The 17738-nt window shown below is 70.1% G+C and carries 12 protein-coding genes and 2 pseudogenes; 4 read left to right on the top strand and 10 right to left on the bottom strand.

The features are described from left to right. Positions 1-7: 7 nt before the first annotated feature. Positions 8-448 (bottom strand): DUF948 domain-containing protein, encoded by a 441-nt coding sequence (locus LNW71_RS28350; RefSeq protein WP_250970798.1) that lies wholly within the window; start codon positions 446-448, stop codon positions 8-10. A 213-nt stretch (positions 449-661) separates the two neighbouring features. On the opposite strand from LNW71_RS28350, the gene LNW71_RS28345 reads away from it, so the two are divergent. Further along, the gene (locus LNW71_RS28345; protein WP_250970797.1) at positions 662-2890 is read left to right on the top strand and encodes an AAA family ATPase; all 2229 of its coding nucleotides are present in this window, start codon (positions 662-664) and stop codon (positions 2888-2890) included. Between the two features lie 18 nt (positions 2891-2908). On the opposite strand, the gene rpsD is transcribed toward LNW71_RS28345, so the two are convergent. Next, positions 2909-3523, bottom strand: coding sequence for a 30S ribosomal protein S4 (gene rpsD / locus LNW71_RS28340; protein ID WP_123528313.1), 615 nt, complete (start codon positions 3521-3523; stop codon positions 2909-2911). Positions 3524-3711: 188 nt separating this feature from the next. On the opposite strand from rpsD, the gene LNW71_RS28335 reads away from it, so the two are divergent. Then, positions 3712-4413 carry a DUF2470 domain-containing protein gene (locus LNW71_RS28335; protein WP_250970796.1) on the top strand — a complete coding sequence of 234 codons (702 nt, stop codon included), beginning with the start codon at positions 3712-3714 and terminating at the stop codon, positions 4411-4413. A 60-nt stretch (positions 4414-4473) separates the two neighbouring features. Here the strand turns inward: LNW71_RS28335 and LNW71_RS28330 are convergent. The 4 genes and pseudogenes from LNW71_RS28330 to LNW71_RS28315 form a co-directional block, all read right to left on the bottom strand. After that, positions 4474-5854: pseudogene (locus tag LNW71_RS28330) on the bottom strand (replication-associated recombination protein A). Positions 5855-5925: 71 nt separating this feature from the next. Continuing rightward, positions 5926-6561, bottom strand: coding sequence for a vitamin K epoxide reductase family protein (locus LNW71_RS28325; RefSeq protein ID WP_250970795.1), 636 nt, complete (start codon positions 6559-6561; stop codon positions 5926-5928). A gap of 523 nt (positions 6562-7084) precedes the next feature. Further along, positions 7085-8347 (bottom strand): histidine--tRNA ligase, encoded by a 1263-nt coding sequence (gene hisS, locus LNW71_RS28320; protein WP_250970794.1) that lies wholly within the window; start codon positions 8345-8347, stop codon positions 7085-7087. Positions 8348-8359: 12 nt separating this feature from the next. Further along, positions 8360-9046: an MBL fold metallo-hydrolase gene (locus LNW71_RS28315; RefSeq protein ID WP_250970793.1), complete on the bottom strand. Its 687-nt coding sequence runs from the start codon at positions 9044-9046 to the stop codon at positions 8360-8362. 148 nt (positions 9047-9194) lie between these two features. Between LNW71_RS28315 and LNW71_RS28310 the strand changes: the two genes are divergently transcribed. Then, the gene (locus tag LNW71_RS28310) at positions 9195-9983 is read left to right on the top strand and encodes a peptidylprolyl isomerase (protein WP_250970792.1); all 789 of its coding nucleotides are present in this window, start codon (positions 9195-9197) and stop codon (positions 9981-9983) included. Between the two features lie 199 nt (positions 9984-10182). Continuing rightward, complete coding sequence (locus LNW71_RS28305; RefSeq protein ID WP_250970791.1) at positions 10183-11412, top strand: DUF349 domain-containing protein; 1230 nt, start codon at positions 10183-10185, stop codon at positions 11410-11412. Positions 11413-11488: 76 nt separating this feature from the next. Here the strand turns inward: LNW71_RS28305 and LNW71_RS28300 are convergent. From LNW71_RS28300 to secD, 4 genes and pseudogenes are all read right to left on the bottom strand, one after another. After that, positions 11489-14064 (bottom strand): annotated as a pseudogene (locus LNW71_RS28300) (bifunctional (p)ppGpp synthetase/guanosine-3',5'-bis(diphosphate) 3'-pyrophosphohydrolase). Between the two features lie 169 nt (positions 14065-14233). Beyond that, positions 14234-14785: an adenine phosphoribosyltransferase gene (locus LNW71_RS28295; protein ID WP_250970790.1), complete on the bottom strand. Its 552-nt coding sequence runs from the start codon at positions 14783-14785 to the stop codon at positions 14234-14236. Next, on the bottom strand, positions 14782-15897 hold the full coding sequence (gene secF, locus LNW71_RS28290; protein WP_250970789.1) for a protein translocase subunit SecF: 1116 nt from the start codon (positions 15895-15897) through the stop codon (positions 14782-14784). The genes LNW71_RS28295 and secF overlap by 4 nt, the downstream gene beginning before the upstream one ends. Before the next feature lies 1 nt (position 15898). Continuing rightward, positions 15899-17629, bottom strand: a complete 1731-nt coding sequence (gene secD, locus LNW71_RS28285) for a protein translocase subunit SecD (protein ID WP_250970788.1) — start codon at positions 17627-17629, stop codon at positions 15899-15901. Positions 17630-17738 lie beyond the last annotated feature (109 nt).

The following is a 17738-nucleotide window of genomic DNA, read 5'->3' as shown; positions in this document are numbered from 1 at the left end:
CGCTGCGTCAGTCCTTCGATCCGCGGGAATTTCTGCCGTTGCGCTTCTTGCCACGCGCGGACGGCACGGTCCGGCCGACGATCACCGATCGCCGGGAGCGCGCTTCCGGTTCGGCACCGGTCTTGCGGCCGATGGCCTGGCGGACGCCGTAGCCGAACGCGGCGACCTTGACCAGCGGGCCGCCGAACGTCGAGGCGACGGTGGTGGAGAGCGCCGAGGCGTTGGAGGTGACCTCCTGGACGTCCGTCGCGATCGCGTCGACCTTGTCGAGCTGGGTCTGCGCGGAGCGCACGGTCGCGGACGCGTCGGCGAGCAACGGGACGGCCTGTTCGGTCACGTCCGCCACGAGTTTGGTGGTCGCCCTGAGCGTCTGGGCGAGCCTCACCAGCACGACGGCGAGGAACGAAACCAGAATCGCCCAGAAGACGGCCACCAGGATCCCGGCCACCTCACCACCGGACACAGTGCACCGCTCTCTGGCTTGTCGTCTGTCTCTGTCTTGTATCTGCTCGTTCGGCGACGGCCGTCGTCGCGGCCGGTCACCGCCTCCGAGCCTATCGCGCCGGGGCTCGCGCCCTGTACCGCATTACCGTCGGGCAAAGCGGGAGTTCCCGCAACAAGATTGTACGGAGCGCTTTCGGGCCAGTACTCTGCGTGTTTCATGCGACGCTCTCAGCGCCCCTTCCCCTCCTCCGACGATCCGGGCCGGCCGGCCACCGCGCGTGGCGGGCCCGTGCGCGGCGTCCCGGGCAATCTCCCGGCGGAACTGAACAGATTCGTGGGACGCGAGGAGGAGTTGGCCGATCTCGCCCGGCTGCTGGAGGAGTCCCGGCTCGTCACCGTCGTGGGCGTGGGCGGAGTCGGCAAGACCCGGCTGGCGACCAGGGCGGCGGCGCTCCTGGAGAAACGGTACTGCGACGGGGTCTGGCTGGTGGAGCTGTCCAGCGTCCACGATCCCGGCCTGCTGGAGCACGCGCTCGTCGACGCGCTGGGGCTCACCGACCACACCAACAGGCCGCCCCGCACGACACTCCTCGAACACTGTGCCGGACGCCGCCTCCTGCTGGTGATCGACGGCTTCGAGCATCTCGTGGACGCCTGCGCGGAGTTGGTACGGGATCTGCTGCGCCGGGCGCCACGGCTGCGGGTACTGGCGGCCGGGCGGCTGCCGTTGGAGCTCGACGGCGAAGCCGGCTACCCGCTCGCGACCATGACCGACGCGGACGCGCTGCGGCTCTTCGCCGAGCGGGCCGCCGCCGTGCAGCCGGATTTCCGGCTGACCGAGCACACCCGGGGCGCCGCCCGGGAGCTCTGCCGGCGGCTGGACGGGATTCCGCTCGCGCTGGAGCTGGCGGCCGGTCGGCTGCGGGCCCTGTCGACCGAGCAGGTACTGCAACGGCTGGACGACCGCTTCCGGCTGCTGACCGGCGGCAGCCGCAGCGCGCTGGCACGCCATCAGACGCTCCGCACCGCCATCGGCTGGAGCCATGAGCTGTGCGCCCCGGAGCAGCGGCTGCTGTGGGCGCGGCTGTCGGTCTTCGCGGGCCAGTTCGACCTGGAGGCGGTCGAGTACATCTGCAGCGGCTCCGATCTGCCGGCCGACTCGGTGCTCGACGTGCTCTCCGGACTGCTGGCGCAGTCCATCGTGGGGCGGGAGGACTCCGCCGCGGGCACCCGCTACCGGATGCTGGACACGGTGCGCGAGTACGGCGCCGAGTGGCTGACGGCCACGGGTGACACCGAACGCCTGCGCCGGCGCCACCGCGACTGGTTCCTGGGGCTGGCGACCTGGTGCGAGCTGGACTGGTTCAGCCCGCGGCAGGGCGAGGTGGCGGCCCGGGTGGAGAGCGAACTGCCCAATCTGCGGCGGGCCATGGAGTCTTCGCTGGAAACCCCGGAGGAGGCGCATCTCGCGCAGTACCTGGCCGGGACGCTGTGGTTCCTGTGGGTCGGTTGCGGACGGCTCTCGGAGGGACGGCACTGGCTGGACCACGTGCTGGAGGAGGAGACCCCGCACGACTCCTCGCGGCTGAAGGCGCTGTGGGTGCTCGGCTATGTCGCGGTGCTGCAGGGTGACCCGGTGGGCGCGATCTCGGCGCTGACGGAGTGCCGGGAGGAGGCGGATCTGGCGGGTGACGCCACGGCGTCGGCGTACGCGGTGCACCGCACCGGCTGCCTGGCGCTCGTCACGGACGACACGGCGCGGGCGCAGGAGCTGCTGGGCGACGCGCTCGGCCGCTACCGGGAGCTCGGGGAGCTGAACAGCAATGTGCTGATGGCTCAGGTGGAGCTGGCGATGGCGGTCGGGTTCCGGGGTGATCTGGACCGTGCGGTCATGATCTGCGAAGAGGTCCGCGACATCTGCGAGGACCACGGGGAGCGTTGGGCGCTCAGCTACGCGTTGTTCGTGCTGGCATTCGCCGCGCTGCAGCGGGGCCGCCCGGGCCGGTGCCGGGAGCTCCTCGAGGAGTCGCTGGCCATCAGCCACGCCTTCCACGACCTGCTCGGCACGGTGCTCGCGGTGGAGCTGCTGGCGCTCGTCACGGTGGTCGAGGGCGATGCGGCGGAGGCGGCGCTGCTGCAGGGGGCCGCCGACCAGATCTGGCCGTCGGTGGGGCTGCCGCTGTTCGGCTCGGCCCACTTCGGGGCGCCCCGGGCCCGCTGCGAGGAGCTGGCCCGGCACGAGCTGGGCGAGGTGCGGTACGCGTCGCAGCGGCGCGCCGGCGGCAGGCTGGGCGTCGACGCGGTGGTGGCCAGGGCCCTGGCGGGCCGGCCCGCGGACGCGGAATCCGGCGGGCAGGAGCTGCCGGGGCAGCAGCCGGAAGCGGGGAGAACGCGAAAGCCCGCCGCCTCCCCGACATCGGGAAGGGGCGGGCCTGAGCGCTGGTGAGGAGCGACTACGCCTGGATCAGCGGGCGTAGTACTCGACGACGAGCTGCTCGTCGCAGATCACGGGGATTTCCTTGCGGTTCGGGTCCCGGTCAAGGCGGAAGGCCAGGGCCTTCAGGTTCACCTGCAGGTAGCGCGGGGTCTCACCGTCGGTGTCGTAACCACCCTCGCGGGCAACCTGGAAGGGGTGCTTGTCGCGGCTGCGCTCGCGGACCATCACGATGTTGTCGGGACGGACACGGAAGGACGGCTTGTCCACCTTGTGGCCGTCGACCTCGATGTGACCGTGCACGACCATCTGGCGGGCCTGGTAGATCGTCTTGGCGATGCCAGAACGCAGGACCAGGGCGTCGAGGCGACGCTCGAGCTCGACGACGAGCGCCTCGCCCGTCTTGCCTTCGGCCTTCTTGGCGCGGTCGTAGGCACGCGCCATCTGGCGCTCGCTGATGTCGTACTGGGCGCGCAGACGCTGCTTCTCCAGCAGTCGGACCTTGTAGTCCGAGTTCTGCTTGCGGCCGCGACCGTGCTCGCCCGGCGGGTAGGGGCGCGCCTCGAAGTACTTGACGGCCTTCGGCGTCAGCGCAATGCCGAGCGCGCGGCTCTTCTTGACCTTGGGACGCGACTGATTAGGCACGTTCTCCAGACCTCCGTTGTAGGTTAGGTTAGGCTCACCTTACTCAAGGAGATCGCATGTCTCGCCCTGGGAACACCACACACGTCACGGACAGCACTGACAGCGTCGACGCACCTGAGGGCGTCAATACGACGGAGGACCGATCAGATCGTGGTCAGCCGCGTCCCAGCGGGCTTGAAAACACTCGGATGCCGTCAGCAGCCGAGCGCACACGAACTCTCGTACAGAGTACCTGCTCCGCGGTACTGCTTATCCCCGGGCTCGACGCAGCGGGCTCGGACCAGCTGATGCCACTGTCCCGCAGCGTGGGTCCCGACGGGGATCTCTTCCTCGAATTCCCCGCTGACTCCCCGGCCGTACGGGCCGCGACGCACGCCCAGGACGACGAGCTGACGGCTGTGCTGGAGATCACGGACGTCGCCCCGGTCTCCGTACCGCACCGTATCCGGGGCAGGGCCCGCGTCAGCGGCTGGCTCACCTCCGTACCCGGAATGGCGGGGCCCGGCCGGATGCTGCTGCGGCTGGAGACGGGTGAGGCGTACGTGGACGATCTGTGGGGCGCACAGGCCGTCGAGCCGGAAGAATTCCGGGACGCGGCCGCCGACCCGCTCGTCGGCCACGAGGCGGAGCTGCTCCAGCACCTGCACGCGGCACACGGGGAACAGCTGGGAACGCTCTGCGGACTGCTCGGTGAACGGGCCGCTGCCGACTGCGCGGCGCACCGGCCGGCTGTCGTACCGGTCGCGCTGGACCGACTCGGCCTGCGGGTGCGTCTGTGCGAGCGGGACGGCGGATGCTTCGACGCCCGCTTCGAGTTCCCCGAGCCGGTGCGCGACGTCGTCGAGCTGCGCCATGCGATGCACACGCTCTTCGAGGCGGCCGCGCACTGAAGCGGGGCCAGGAGGTCCCTGCGGGCTGTGCCGTGATCCCCGGTGGATCTCCGCGCGGCGTCAGTCCCCGGACGGAGCCGCATCGCCTTCGGTGTCCGTGCGGCCGAGCCGCTCGCGGACCCGGTCGGCCACGTCCGCGTAGCGCGCTTCGGCGCCGTAGCGGGTGGGCTGGTAGTACCGCTTGTCGCGGACCGCGTCGGGGGCGTACTGCTGAGCGGCGATACCGCCGGGGACGTCGTGCGGGTAGACGTAGCCCTGGGCGTGGCCCAGCTTGGCGGCCCCCTTGTAATGGCCGTCGCGCAGATGGGCCGGGACCGGGCCCGCCAGGCCCTTGCGCACGTCCTCCTGAGCGGCGGAGATCGCCAGCGTCGCCGCGTTGGACTTGGGGGCGAGCGCCAGCGCGATCGTGGCGTGGCTGAGCGTGAGCGCCGCCTCCGGGAAACCGATCATCGCGACCGCCTGGGCCGCCGCGACCGCGATCGGCAGCGCCGTGGGGTCGGCGAGTCCGATGTCCTCGCTGGCCGAGATCATCAGCCGCCGGGCGATGAACCGGGGGTCCTCCCCCGCCTCGATCATGCGGGCCAGGTAGTGCAGCGCGGCATCGACGTCCGAGCCCCGGATCGACTTGATCAGCGCGCTCGCCACGTCGTAGTGCTGGTCGCCGTCCCGGTCGTACTTCACGGCCGCGCGGTCGACGGTCTCCTCCAGGGTCTGGAGGGTGATCTCCTTCTCCTTCTTGGACAGCGCCGCACCGGCCGCGGCCTCGAGCGCCGTCAGCGCACGGCGCGCGTCGCCCCCGCGATGCGCAGCAGGTGCTCCTCGGCGTCCCCGGGCAGCGTCACCGCGCCGCCGAGTCCGCGCTCGTCGCCCAGGGCGCGGTGCAGCAGACCGCGCAGGTCGTCGTCGGTCAGCGACTCCAGCGTCAGCAGCAGCGAACGCGAGAGCAGCGGGGAGATGATCGAGAAGTACGGATTCTCCGTGGTGGCCGCGATCAGCGTCACCCAGCGGTTCTCGACGGCCGGGAGCAGCGAATCCTGCTGGGCCTTGGAGAACCGGTGGATCTCGTCCAGGAAGAGGACGGTTTCCTTCCCGTAGCCACCGGTGGCACGGCGGGCGCCCTCGATGACCGCGCGCACTTCCTTGACCCCCGCGGTGATCGCGGAGAGCTCGACGAAGCGCTTGTTGGTGGCCTTGCTGACCACGTACGCCAGAGTCGTCTTCCCGATGCCGGGCGGTCCCCAGAGGATCACCGACGAGGGACCCGCAGGTCCCCGCTGCCCTCGCCGACGAGACGGCGCAGCGGAGAGCCCGCCTTGAGCAGATGCTGCTGGCCGACGACCTCGTCGAGGGTACGCGGACGCATCCGGACAGCCAGGGGGCTGCTGGACGGGTCCTTCTCCTGGCGGTCTTCGGCGGCTGCGGTAAAGAGGTCGGGCTCCACGATTTGAAGCCTATGTCACCGCACTGACATCCCTGCCTGGCCCCGGTGCGGCCACGGCGGCCGAGGGCCGCTCAGCTGGTCCAGAAGTCCCACCAGCGGGTAAGGATCAGCATGCCGATGATGCCGATCCACAGGACCGGCGGCACCCAGTGGAACTCGATCAGGCCGTTGCGCAGCCAGTTCGGCGCAGGCACGATCCGGTGCTTGATGTTGTGCGTGGTGACGTAGCAGAACATGAAGATCGTGGCGACCCAGGCCAGGCAGCACCACAGGCACAGCGAGTTGATGCTGTACAGCGACTGGTACTGGAGCCAGGTGCAGAATCCGACACCGAACAGGGTGCCCGCGTTCATCCCCAGCCAGTACCAGGTGCGGAAGCGGGCCCCGGCGAGCAGCGCCAGACCGATGCCGATGATCACGGAGTAGGTGACCAGTCCGAGCATCGGGTTGGGGAAGCCGAAGGCGGCCGCCTGCTCGCTCTTCATGATGTTGCCGCAGGCCACCACCGGGTTGAGACTGCAGCCCGGGGTGAAGTTGGGGTCCTCGAGCAGCTTGAACTTGTCGATCGTGATGACCCACGCGGCAAGGAGTCCGGCAGCGCCCGTGATCACCAGCAGCAGTGCGAACGCGCGACTGCCGCCGATGGTCCTCTTCCCGCCGTCCTCGTCCTGGTCGGAGGAGGGATGGTCAACCGCTGCAGTCGTCATATCGCCGTTCCGTCAGTGAGTAGCCTGCTGGGCACGGTCATTGTGCCGTACCCTCCCGCCGGTCTTCCGTTCGATGAACATAAAGATGCGGCCAGGATTCGTGCGCTCACGGCGGGGAACGCCGGGCCGGAACAGACGCTCGGAGACTCGGGGCAACCGGCGGCCGGCGTACGTGGTCCGCGCCGGCGGGACGGCGAATCTTCCCCGCCCGAAGGCCCGGACCTGGGGGTCCCGCCTGACCGGGGTGCGGAATCCGCGGACCGTGCGAGGCCGGCAGGCGCGCGACCGCGCAGACCGGGCAGGGCTGTCGCAGCTCTCACGAGAGGACCGGCTCGTCCTGCGCCGGGCTCCGGCCGCCGCTGCCGCTCCCGGACCGGAACCGTCCGGCAGGATGAATCCGCAGCCGTCGGGTTGACGGTACGGGAGGGCGAACCCGCCTGGCGGGCGAGCGGTTCACCACCCGCCGGCCGGCCCGCCGGTCGCGGGCGGCCGGAGTACCGCCCGCCCGTGACCGGTGTGGGAACTACGCGAGGCGCGTCCGGATCGTCTCGGTCACCTCGGCCAGGGGCACGGCCGTCTGCTCGCCGGACTCCATGTCCTTGAGCTGTACGACGCCCTCGGCCAGGTCGCGTTCGCCGGCCACGACGGTGAACCGCGCACCCGACCGGTTGGCGCTCTTCATCGCGCCCTTCAGGCCTCGGCCGCCGAACGCGAAGTCCGCGGCAATGCCTTCGCGGCGCAGCTGTGTGACGACACCGAACAGCTTGCGCCGCGCCTCCTCGCCGAGCGGTACGGCGAAGACACTGGTGGTCGAGGGCAGTTCGAGCTCGATGCCCTCCGCCTCCAGGGCGAGCACCGTGCGGTCCACGCCGAGCGCCCAGCCCACCGACGGGAGCGCCGGGCCACCGATCATCTCGGACAGGCCGTCGTACCGGCCGCCGCCGCCCACCGCCGACTGCGAGCCCAGTCCGTCGTGGACGAACTCGAAGGTGGTGCGGGTGTAGTAGTCGAGGCCTCGGACGAGCCGCTCGTCGTCCTCGTACACCACACCGGCGGCGTTGAGCAGGTCCCGCACCTCCTCGTGGTACGCCTTGCAGGCGTCGCAGAGGTAGTCGCGGAGCACCGGCGCGCCGGTCAGCTGCTTCTGGACCTCGGCGCGCTTGTCGTCGAGGACCCGGAGCGGGTTGATCTCGATGCGGCGCCGGGTGTCGTCGTCCAGGTCGAGCTCGCGCAGGAAGCCCTGGAGCGCGTCGCGGTAGACGGGCCGGCACTCCTTGTCCCCCAGCGAGTTCAGCAGGATGCGGAACTGGCGCAGGCCCAGGGTGCGGTACGCCTGGTCGGCCAGGATGATCAGTTCGGCGTCCAGCGCCGGGTCCTCGGCGCCGATGGCCTCGGCACCGACCTGCGAGAAGTGGCGGTAGCGGCCCTTCTGCGGGCGCTCGTACCGGTAGTACGAACCGGAGTACCAGAGCTTCACCGGCAGGTTGCCGAGCTTGTGGAGGTTGGCCTCCAGGGCCGCGCGGAGCACGGAAGCGGTGCCCTCGGGGCGCAGCGCGAGCTTGGAGCCGCCCTTGGTGGTGAGGGTGTACATCTCCTTGCTCACGATGTCGGTGGACTCGCCGACGCCTCGGGAGAAGAGGGCCACGTCCTCGAAGCCGGGGGTCTCGATGTAGCCGTAGCCGGAGTTCTTCAGCGGTGCGGAGATCGCCTCACGCACCGCGAGGTACTTCGCGGAGTCGGGCGGGGTCAGGTCGTACGTGCCCTTGGGGGCCTTGAAGGTGCTCACGATTCGCTCTCGTCACATTCCTCGTCGGGGCGCGTCCATACCGTGCAGATACGGATTGGTGGCGCGCTCGCGTCCGATGGTCGTCTGGGGGCCGTGGCCGGACAGCACCACGGTCGAGTCGTCGAGCGGCAGGCACACACGGGCCAGCGACTCGAGCAGCTCGGTGTGGTCGCCGCCGGGCAGGTCGGTGCGTCCGACGGAGCCGGCGAAGAGCAGGTCGCCCGAGAAGAGGACCTGCGGAACATCCGCGGCCTCGGGCATCCTGAACGTCACCGACCCCTTGGTATGGCCGGGCGCATGCGAGACGCCGAACTCCAGACCGGCCAGCATCAGCCGGGCGCCGTCGGTGAGCTCCTTGACGTCGTCCGGTTCCCCCACCGTCAGCTCGCCCATGAGCGGCATCCCGATGGAGCGGCCGAGGGCCTTCTCCGGGTCGCTCATCATGTAGCGGTCCTCCGGGTGGATCCAGGCAGGGACGTCGTGCGCGCCGCACACCGGGACGACCGAGGCGACATGGTCGATGTGGCCGTGGGTGAGCACGACGGCGACGGGCTTCAGCCGATGCTTCTTCAGCGCTTCCTCGACCCCGGACGTGGCCTGATGGCCCGGGTCGATGATCACGCACTCCTCACCTGCGGCGGGGGCGACCAGGTAACAGTTGGTCCCCCAGGCCCCGGCGGGGAACCCGGCAATGAGCACGATCGTCCTTAAAAGTCGTCCGACGAGGGATTGCCGCTGCGAGGTCGCAGCAGTTCAGAGCCTACCGGCGCTCCTCATTCCACAGCTAACCCATATACGGTACGGGGCAACTCAGGCCCGATCACACGACGTACAAGGAGATCACCCGGTGGTCAGCAGCGATCAGCGGCGGCGGCAGCTCGCCAGGGAGAAGTTCGAGCGGCAGCAGCAGCGCCGGGAGGAGGCCCGCCACCGCACGCGGCGGCTGACGGTCATCATCGCCTCCGCGGTGGCCGTGGTGGCCGTCATCGGCGGCGCCGCGTACCTCGCCACCGGCGACGACGACAAGAAGAGCACGACCGACGCGGCCGCGAGCCAGAGCCCGTCGGCATCGCCCTCGGCGAGCGAGAAGAGCGCCCCCGAGCCCGCGATGAAGATCGACAAGAAGGCGAAGTACACCCTGTCGCTCAAGACGAGCCAGGGCGGCATAGCGTTCACGATGGACCCGGCGAAGACCCCGCACACCGCGAACTCCTTCAAGTCGCTCGCGGACAAGGGCTTCTTCGACGGTACGAAGTGTCACCGGCTGACCACGCAGGGTATTTTCGTCCTGCAGTGCGGCGATCCCAAGGGTGACGGCACCGGCGGTCCCGGCTACACGATCCCGGACGAGAACCTGACCGCGCTGGGCAAGGCGGGCAAGGACGGCACGGTGACCTATCCCGCGGGCACGGTCGCGATGGCCAACACCGGCCAGGCGCACACCGGCGGCAGCCAGTTCTTCCTGGTCTACAAGGACAGCAAACTGCCGCCCACCTACACGCCGTTCGGCACGATGGACGGCGCCTCACTGAAGGCCGTCGAGGCAATCGGCAAGGCGGGCGTGACCGGCGGCGCCGCCGACGGTGCGCCGAAGAAGGCCGTGAACATCTCGAAGGCTGCCGTCGACAAGGCGTGAGCCCGACGGGCCCCGGCATGGTCCGCACGACACAGGCACCGGGCGCGGGCCGGATAATTTCGGCCGCGCGGAGTGCGGACAGCCGGGTGGCCCGTCGCCTAGATTGGCGTTGTGCAGGGCGGGCGCTGCCCGCCCCAGGAAACTGTGGACGATGCCAGGGGGGCGAACCCTCTCGCGGGCATCAGGTGGAGGAGGCGCTGTGAGCAGCGACCCGTGGGGCCGTGTCGATGAGACGGGCACCGTGTACGTGCGTACAGCCGACGGCGAGCAGGTCGTCGGATCGTGGCAGGCCGGTTCTCCGGCGGAGGCCCTGGCCTACTTCGAGCGCAAGTACGAGGGCATTGTCGTCGAGATCGGCCTCCTCGAGCGGCGGGTGAAGACCACCGATCTGTCCGCGAAGGACGCGACGACCGCCATCGAGCATCTGCGTGCGCAGGTCGACGAGCATCACGCCGTCGGTGACCTCGACGCGCTGCGCAAGCGGCTGGACGCCCTGGTGGCGACGGTCGACTCGCGGCGCGAGGAGCGCAAGGCGCAGAAGGCGAAGCAGACCGACGAGGCGAAGCACGCCAAGGAGGCGCTGGTCGTCGAGGCCGAGGAGCTGGCGCAGAGCGAGCAGTGGCGCTCCGCGGGCGAGCGGCTGCGTGCGCTCGTCGACACGTGGAAGGGCCTGCCGCGGCTCGACCGCAAGTCCGACGACGAGCTGTGGCACCGCTTCTCGCACGCCCGCTCGGCGTTCTCCAAGCGCCGCAAGGCCCACTTCGCCTCGCTGGACGCCCAGCGCGAGGAGGCCCGCAAGGCCAAGGAGAAGCTGGTCGTCGAGGCCGAGTCGCTGTCCGGCTCCACGGACTGGGGTACGACGGCTGCCCGTTACCGCGACCTGATGACGGAGTGGAAGGCGGCGGGCCGCGCCCAGCGCGAGGCCGAGGACGACCTGTGGAACCGTTTCCGCGGTGCTCAGGACGTGTTCTTCGCGGCCCGCAGCGGGGTCTTCGCCGAGCGGGACGCGGAGCAGGGCGAGAACCTCACGCTCAAGGAGGAGCTCGCCCTCGAGGCCGAGAAGCTGGTGCCGGTGAAGGACCTGAAGGCCTCCAGGGCCGCGTTCCGGGCCCTCAACGAGCGCTGGGAAGCCATCGGCCACGTGCCGCGTGACGCCCGCCCGAAGGTCGAGGGGCGGATGCAGGCGGTGGAGCGGGCGCTCCAGGAGGCCGAGGAGTCGGAGTGGCGCCGGACCAACCCGGAGGCACGTGCGCGTGCTGCGGGTCTGACCGGCCAGCTCCAGTCCGCCGTGGACAAGCTGCGTACGCAGATCGACACGGCCCGCGCCTCGGGCAACAACGCCCGTGCGGACAAGCTCGCCCGTGAGCTGGAGGGCCGGCAGGCCCTGCTGGACCAGGCGCTGAAGGGCCTGGAGGAGTTCGGCGGCTGACCACCCGGGCCGCCGCACCGGTCGGCAAGCAGAGAGGGCCCTCCGTCAGTGACGGAGGGCCCTCTCTGCTTGCCTGTCAGGGCCTGCGGGCCGAGGTCACCCGGTAGACGTCGTAGACGCCCTCCACGCCGCGTACGGCCTTCAGGACGTGACCCAGGTGCTTCGGATCGCCCATCTCGAAGGTGAAGCGCGAGGTCGCCACCCGGTCACGCGAGGTCTGTACGGCCGCGGACAGGATGTTGACGTGCTGGTCGGACAGGATGCGTGTGACGTCCGAGAGGAGCCTGGAACGGTCCAGTGCCTCGACCTGGATGGCGACCAGGAAGACCGAGGACTGGGTGGGCGCCCACTCGACCTCCAGGATCCGCTCCGGCTGCTGCGAGAGCGAGTCGACGTTCACGCAGTCCGCGCGGTGTACGGAGACCCCGCTGCCCCGGGTCACGAAGCCGATGATCGGGTCGCCGGGGACCGGCGTGCAGCAGCGGGCCAGCTTGACCCAGACGTCCTCGACACCCTTGACGACGACGCCCGGATCCGCCTTGGCACGGCGCTTGTTGCGCCCGTGCGAGGGCGGGGAGCTCTCCGCCAGGTCCTCGTTGGCCGCGTCCTCGCCGCCGAGCGCCTGGACCAGCTTCTGCACGACGCCGGCCGCCGCGACGTGCCCCTCACCGATCGCGGCGTAGAGGGAGGAGATGTCGGGGTAGCGCATCTCGTGGGCGAGGGTGACCAGGGAGTCGCCCGTCAGGATCCGCTGGATCGGCAGGTTCTGCTTGCGCATGGCCCGCGCGATGGAGTCCTTGCCCTGCTCGATCGCCTCGTCGCGGCGCTCCTTGGAGAACCAGGCGCGGATCTTGTTGCGTGCCCGCGGTGACTTGACGAACCCGAGCCAGTCACGGGACGGCCCGGCGCCGGCCGCCTTGGAGGTGAAGACCTCCACCAGGTCGCCGTTGTCGAGCGTCGACTCGAGCGGGACGAGCCGCCCGTTGACCCGTGCCCCTATGGTCCGGTGGCCGACCTCCGTATGGACGGCGTACGCGAAGTCGACCGATGTCGCCCCCGCGGGGAGCGCTATGACGTCGCCCTTCGGCGTGAAGACGAAGACCTCGTTGCGCGAGAGGTCGAAGCGCAGGGACTCCAGGAACTCGCTGGGGTCCTCGGTCTCCTTCTGCCAGTCCAGGAGCTGGCGCAGCCACGCCATGTCGTTGACGGTGTCCTGGCCGCGGCCGGTGTTCTTGGGGACGTCGGTGCGCACCTTGGAGGCACCGGCGACGGCCTCCTGCTTGTACTTCCAGTGCGCCGCGATGCCGTACTCGGCGCGGCGGTGCATGTCGAACGTACGGATCTGCAGCTCGACGGGCTTGCCGCTGGGGCCGATCACCGTGGTGTGCAGCGACTGGTACATGTTGAACTTGGGCATCGCGATGTAGTCCTTGAACCGGCCGGGGACCGGATTCCATCGCGCGTGGACGGTGCCGAGCGCCGCGTAACAGTCGCGGACCGTGTCGACGAGAACCCGGATGCCCACCAGGTCGTAGATCTCGGCGAAGTCCCGGCCCCGCACGATCATCTTCTGGTAGACGCTGTAGTAGTGCTTCGGCCGGCCGGTGACGGTGGCCTTGATGCGGGCGGCGCGCAGGTCGGACTGGACCTCGTCGGTCACTATGGCGAGGTATTCGTCGCGCTTGGGCGCCCGCTCGGCGACCAGGCGGACGATCTCGTCGTACATCTTCGGGTAGAGGATCGCGAAGGCGAGGTCCTCCAGCTCCCACTTGATGGTGTTCATGCCCAGGCGGTGGGCGAGGGGGGCGTAGATCTCCAGCGTCTCGCGGGCCTTCTTCTCCTGCTTCTCCCGCTTGAGGTAGCGCATGGTGCGCATGTTGTGCAGCCGGTCGGCGAGCTTGATGACCAGGACCCTGGGGTCCTTGGCCATGGCGACGACCATCTTGCGCACGGTCTCGGCCTGCGCCGCCTCGCCGAACTTCACCTTGTCCAGCTTGGTGACGCCGTCGACCAGCAGCGCGACCTGGTCGCCGAAGTCGCGGCGCAGGGTGTCCAGGCCGTACTCGGTGTCCTCGACCGTGTCGTGCAGCAGCCCCGCCATCAGGGTGGCCGGGTCCATGCCCAGCTCGGCCAGGATCGTCGTCACGGCGAGCGGGTGGGTGATGTAAGGGTCGCCGCTCTTGCGCTTCTGGCCGCGGTGCCAGCGCTCGGCGACCTGGTAGGCGCGCTCGATCTGGCGCAGCGTGGAGGTCTCGATCTTGGCGTCGTTGCTGCGGACGGTGCGCAGCAGTGGTTCCAGCACCGGGTTGTACGGGCTGGAGCGCTGGACGCCCAGGCGGGCCAGCCTGGCCCGGACCCTGTTGGAGGAGCCGCCGCCGGAGCGGGCCGCCGGGCCTGCGGGCACGGCCTGCCCCGCTTCGGGCTTCGCCGGGGGCTTCGGTGCGCCCGGGGCGGGGAGGCGGGAGCGGCCGGCTGTGCGGGGGACGCGGGCACGGGCCCGTTCGCCTCCGCGGAGGCCGGGCCGGCGCCGGCCTCCGGCGCCGGAGGCTTCGGCTTCTCCTTCTCCGCGGGCTGCTCCTTCGCGGGCGTGGCTGGGGCCGCCGCGGGCTTGTCGGGCTGCGGGGCGGCGACTGGCTGGGCCTCGTCTGGCAAGAGCGCTCCTCGTGCGGATCCGGACACCCGGAAGGGCCATCGTATCGACCCTGCGGCCGGTCCTCCCCCGGGGACCGTGAGAGCTGTCAAAACGCGAAGCGGGCACCCGGTTGTTCCCGGGTGCCCGCTTCGGTGTGCGTATGCGGTGTCGCGTACGGTCCGACGGCTGTCAGACCGTGATCAGAGCCTCCAGCGGAGCGCCCCGCAGGGTCTCCTCCAGACGGGCACGGCCGGCCAGGAATCCCAGTTCCATGAGGACGGCGACGCCCGCGACCTGGGCTCCGGCCCGCCGGATCAGCTCCAGCGAGGCGCCGGCGGTGCCGCCGGTGGCCAGGACGTCGTCGATGACCATGATCCGGTCATCGGCCGACAGGTCCTCCGCGTGGACCTCGATCTCCGCGGTGCCGTACTCCAGCTCGTACGCCTGGCTGAGCGTGGCGCCCGGCAGCTTCCCGGCCTTGCGGACGGGTACGAAGCCGAGCCCGGCACGGATCGCGACGGGTGCGGCCAGGATGAAGCCGCGTGCCTCCAGGCCGACGACCTTGGTGGCGCCGTGCCGTACGCACAGTTCCGCGAGGGCGTCGGTGAGGGCGGTGAAGGCCACCGGGTCCGCGAGCAGCGGGGTGATGTCCTTGAACATCACGCCCGGCTTCGGGTAGTCCGCCACATCGCGGATCCGGCTGAGCAGGAGGTCCCTCGTGCTCTCGGTGGTGCTTGTCATCGACGCTTCCCCGGGGTCCGGCCGTGGCCCCTGGGAGGCTGCTGACGCTGGCCGACGACCGCACCGGCGGGCGCGGCGTCCTCGGGGACGTCCCCGTCCTGCGCCTGCTCCGCCTGCTCGGCCTCGTTGGCCTCACCCTTGGCGGCGGCTGCTGCCCGCTTGGCGAGGACCCGCTTCTTCAGGGCCTTGATCTGCGGGTCGCGTTCCTTCAGGTCGGCGACGAGCGGGGTGGCGATGAAGATCGAGGAGTACGCACCGGCGGCGAGGCCGACGAAGAGCGCCAGCGAGATGTCGTTCAGCACACCCGCACCGAGTACGCCGCCACCGATGAACAGCAGACCGGCGACCGGCAGCAGGGCGACGACCGTGGTGTTGATCGAACGGACCAGCGTGCCGTTGATGGAGCGGTTGGCGATCTCGCTGTACGTCCACCGGGTCTGCTTGGTGATCCCCTTCGCGCCCTCCTTGAGACTGTCGAAGACGACGACCGTGTCGTAGAGGGAGTAACCGAGGATCGTCAGCAGGCCGATCACGGTGCCCGGCGTGACCTCGAAGCCGACCAGGGCGTAGATGCCGACCGTGATGGTGATGTCGTGGATCAGCGCGACCAGGGCCGCGACCGCCATCCGCCACTCGAAGGCGATGGCCAGGTAGATCACCACGAGGACCATGAAGATGCCGAGGCCGGTCCAGGCCTTGTTGGCGATCTGCTCACCCCAGCTGGGGCCGACCAGGTCCGCGGCGATCTTCTCGGACGGGACGGACAGCTCCTCGGAGAGCCGGTCCTTGATCGCGTCCGACTTCGCGGTGTCGACCTCGGTGATCTGGATGCGCAGACCGCCGTTGCCCAGCTTCTGGACGATCGCCTGGTGCCCGGAGGCCTCCGTGGCGACCGCCTCGGCCTGGGAGACCGCGACGGTCGTCTTCGGAGTGGTGAAGACGGCACCGCCCTTGAACTCGATGCCCATGTTCAGGCCGCTGACCGCCAGGCCGACGATGGCCGTGATGGTGATCAGGATCGAGATGCCGTACCAGATCTTGCGCTTGCCGATGAAGTCGTAGCCGACCTCGCCGCGGTAGAGACGGGCGCCGACGTTGCCGAGTCGCGACATCTCACGCCTCCTTCGGGTCGGTGGGGGCGTTGACACGGCGCGAACGGCGCAGCGGCGGCTTGGCACCGAGCCGCTTCGGGTCCAGTCCGGACCACGGGTGACCACTCGCGAAGAACTTCTTGCGGGCCATCAGCGTCATGACGGGCTTGGTGAAGAGGAACACCACGACCACGTCGAGCAGGGTGGTGAGCCCCAGCGTGAACGCGAAGCCCTGGACCTTGCCGACGGTGACCACGAAGAGCACCGCGGCGGCCAGGAACGACACGAAGTCCGAGACCAGGATGGTGCGCCGGGCACGGGGCCAGGCCCGCTCGACGGCCGGACGGAGCGTGCGGCCTTCGCGGATCTCGTCCCGGATGCGTTCGAAGTACACGATGAACGAGTCCGCGGTGATACCGATCGCCACGATGGCACCACAGACCGCGGGCAGGTTCAGCGCGAAGCCGATGGCCGGGCCGAGCAGTGACATGAGCGTGTAGGTCAGGATGCCGGAGACCAGCAGGCTGAGGAGCGCGATGAGCGCGAGCCCTCGGTAGTAGGCCACCAGGTAGATGACCACGAGGGCCAGGCCGATGGCGCCGGCGATCAGGCCGGCCTGGAGCTGCTCGCCGCCGAGGGCGGCTGTGACGGTGGTGACGCTCTGCTCCTGGAAGGAGAGCGGGAGCGCACCGTAGGAGAGCACGTTGCCCAGGTCCTCGGCGGACTGCTGGGTGAAGCTGCCGGAGATCTGGGCGCTGCCGCTGAGCGCCTCGCTCACCCGGGGGGCGGAGACGACCTCACCGTCCAGCGCGATGGCGAACTGGTTCTGCGGCTCCTGCTGGGTGGAGAGCTTCTTGGTGATCGACTGGAACTGCTTGGAGCCCTTGTCGGAGAACTCCATCTGGACGATCCACATGCCGCGCTGCTGGTCGAAGTTGGCCTTCGCGCTGCTCACCTCGGTGCCGGACACCTCGGCCGGGCCGAGGACGTACTTGGCGTCACCCTCCTGGCTGCACGCGACCACCGTGTCGGTGGGCTTGGAGCCCTGGGCCGCCTTGGCGCGGGAGGCCTTGCTGGAGCAGTCCAGCGCCTCGAACTTCTTCTGCAGCGCGGCGGCTGCCGCCTGCTCCTTGGCGGAGGGCGTCGGGGTGCCGCTCGCCTTGGGGGTGGGCGTGGAGTCCGCCTTCAGGGCGCCGGTGACGGCGCGGCCCTGGGTGGTGGCGCTCGTGCTCGGCTTCGCCGACGGGCTGGACGCCTTGTCCGAGCCGGAGGCCGTGGCGCTCGGCTTCGCGGACGGGGTCGCCTTGTCCGAGGACGAGGCGCTGGGCGCCGGGGTGGGCGTCCCCTGGGCGACGGTCAGCACCGGGCGGAAGTAGAGCTTGGCCGTGGTACCGACCTGCTTCCGGGCCTGGGCTGAGTTCGTCCCCTTGGGGATGTTGACGATGATGTTGCGTTCGCCCTGGGTCTGGACCTCGGCTTCGGAGACACCAAGACCGTTGACGCGGCGCTCCATGATCTGGACCGCCGTGTCCATGTTGGTCTTGTTGATCGCCTTTTCCTGGCCCGGCTCGGCCTTCGCCTCGAGCGTGATGGACGTACCGCCCGCCAGGTCGATGCCGAGTCGCGGCGTCGGCTGGTGGGCCAGGAACATCCCGCCGGTGAGCGCGACCATGGCGATCAGGATCAGAGCCAGGGCACGCCCCGGCCTGCCCTGACCGCCGGACGGCCCTCGGCCCTTCTTCGGTGCTGCCACCTTCTCGTTTCTCCCTGTCCAACCGCCCCGCGCCGGGTACGCGCCCAAGCGGCCACGAAGTGTAGTGAGGACCCGCCCCTGCAGAAGACCGCACGGTCCGGGGAGTGCC

Source organism: Streptomyces sp. RKAG290, assembly GCF_023701695.1.
Lineage (GTDB): Bacteria > Actinomycetota > Actinomycetes > Streptomycetales > Streptomycetaceae > Streptomyces.
This window is presented reverse-complemented; position numbering and strand designations above follow the sequence as displayed.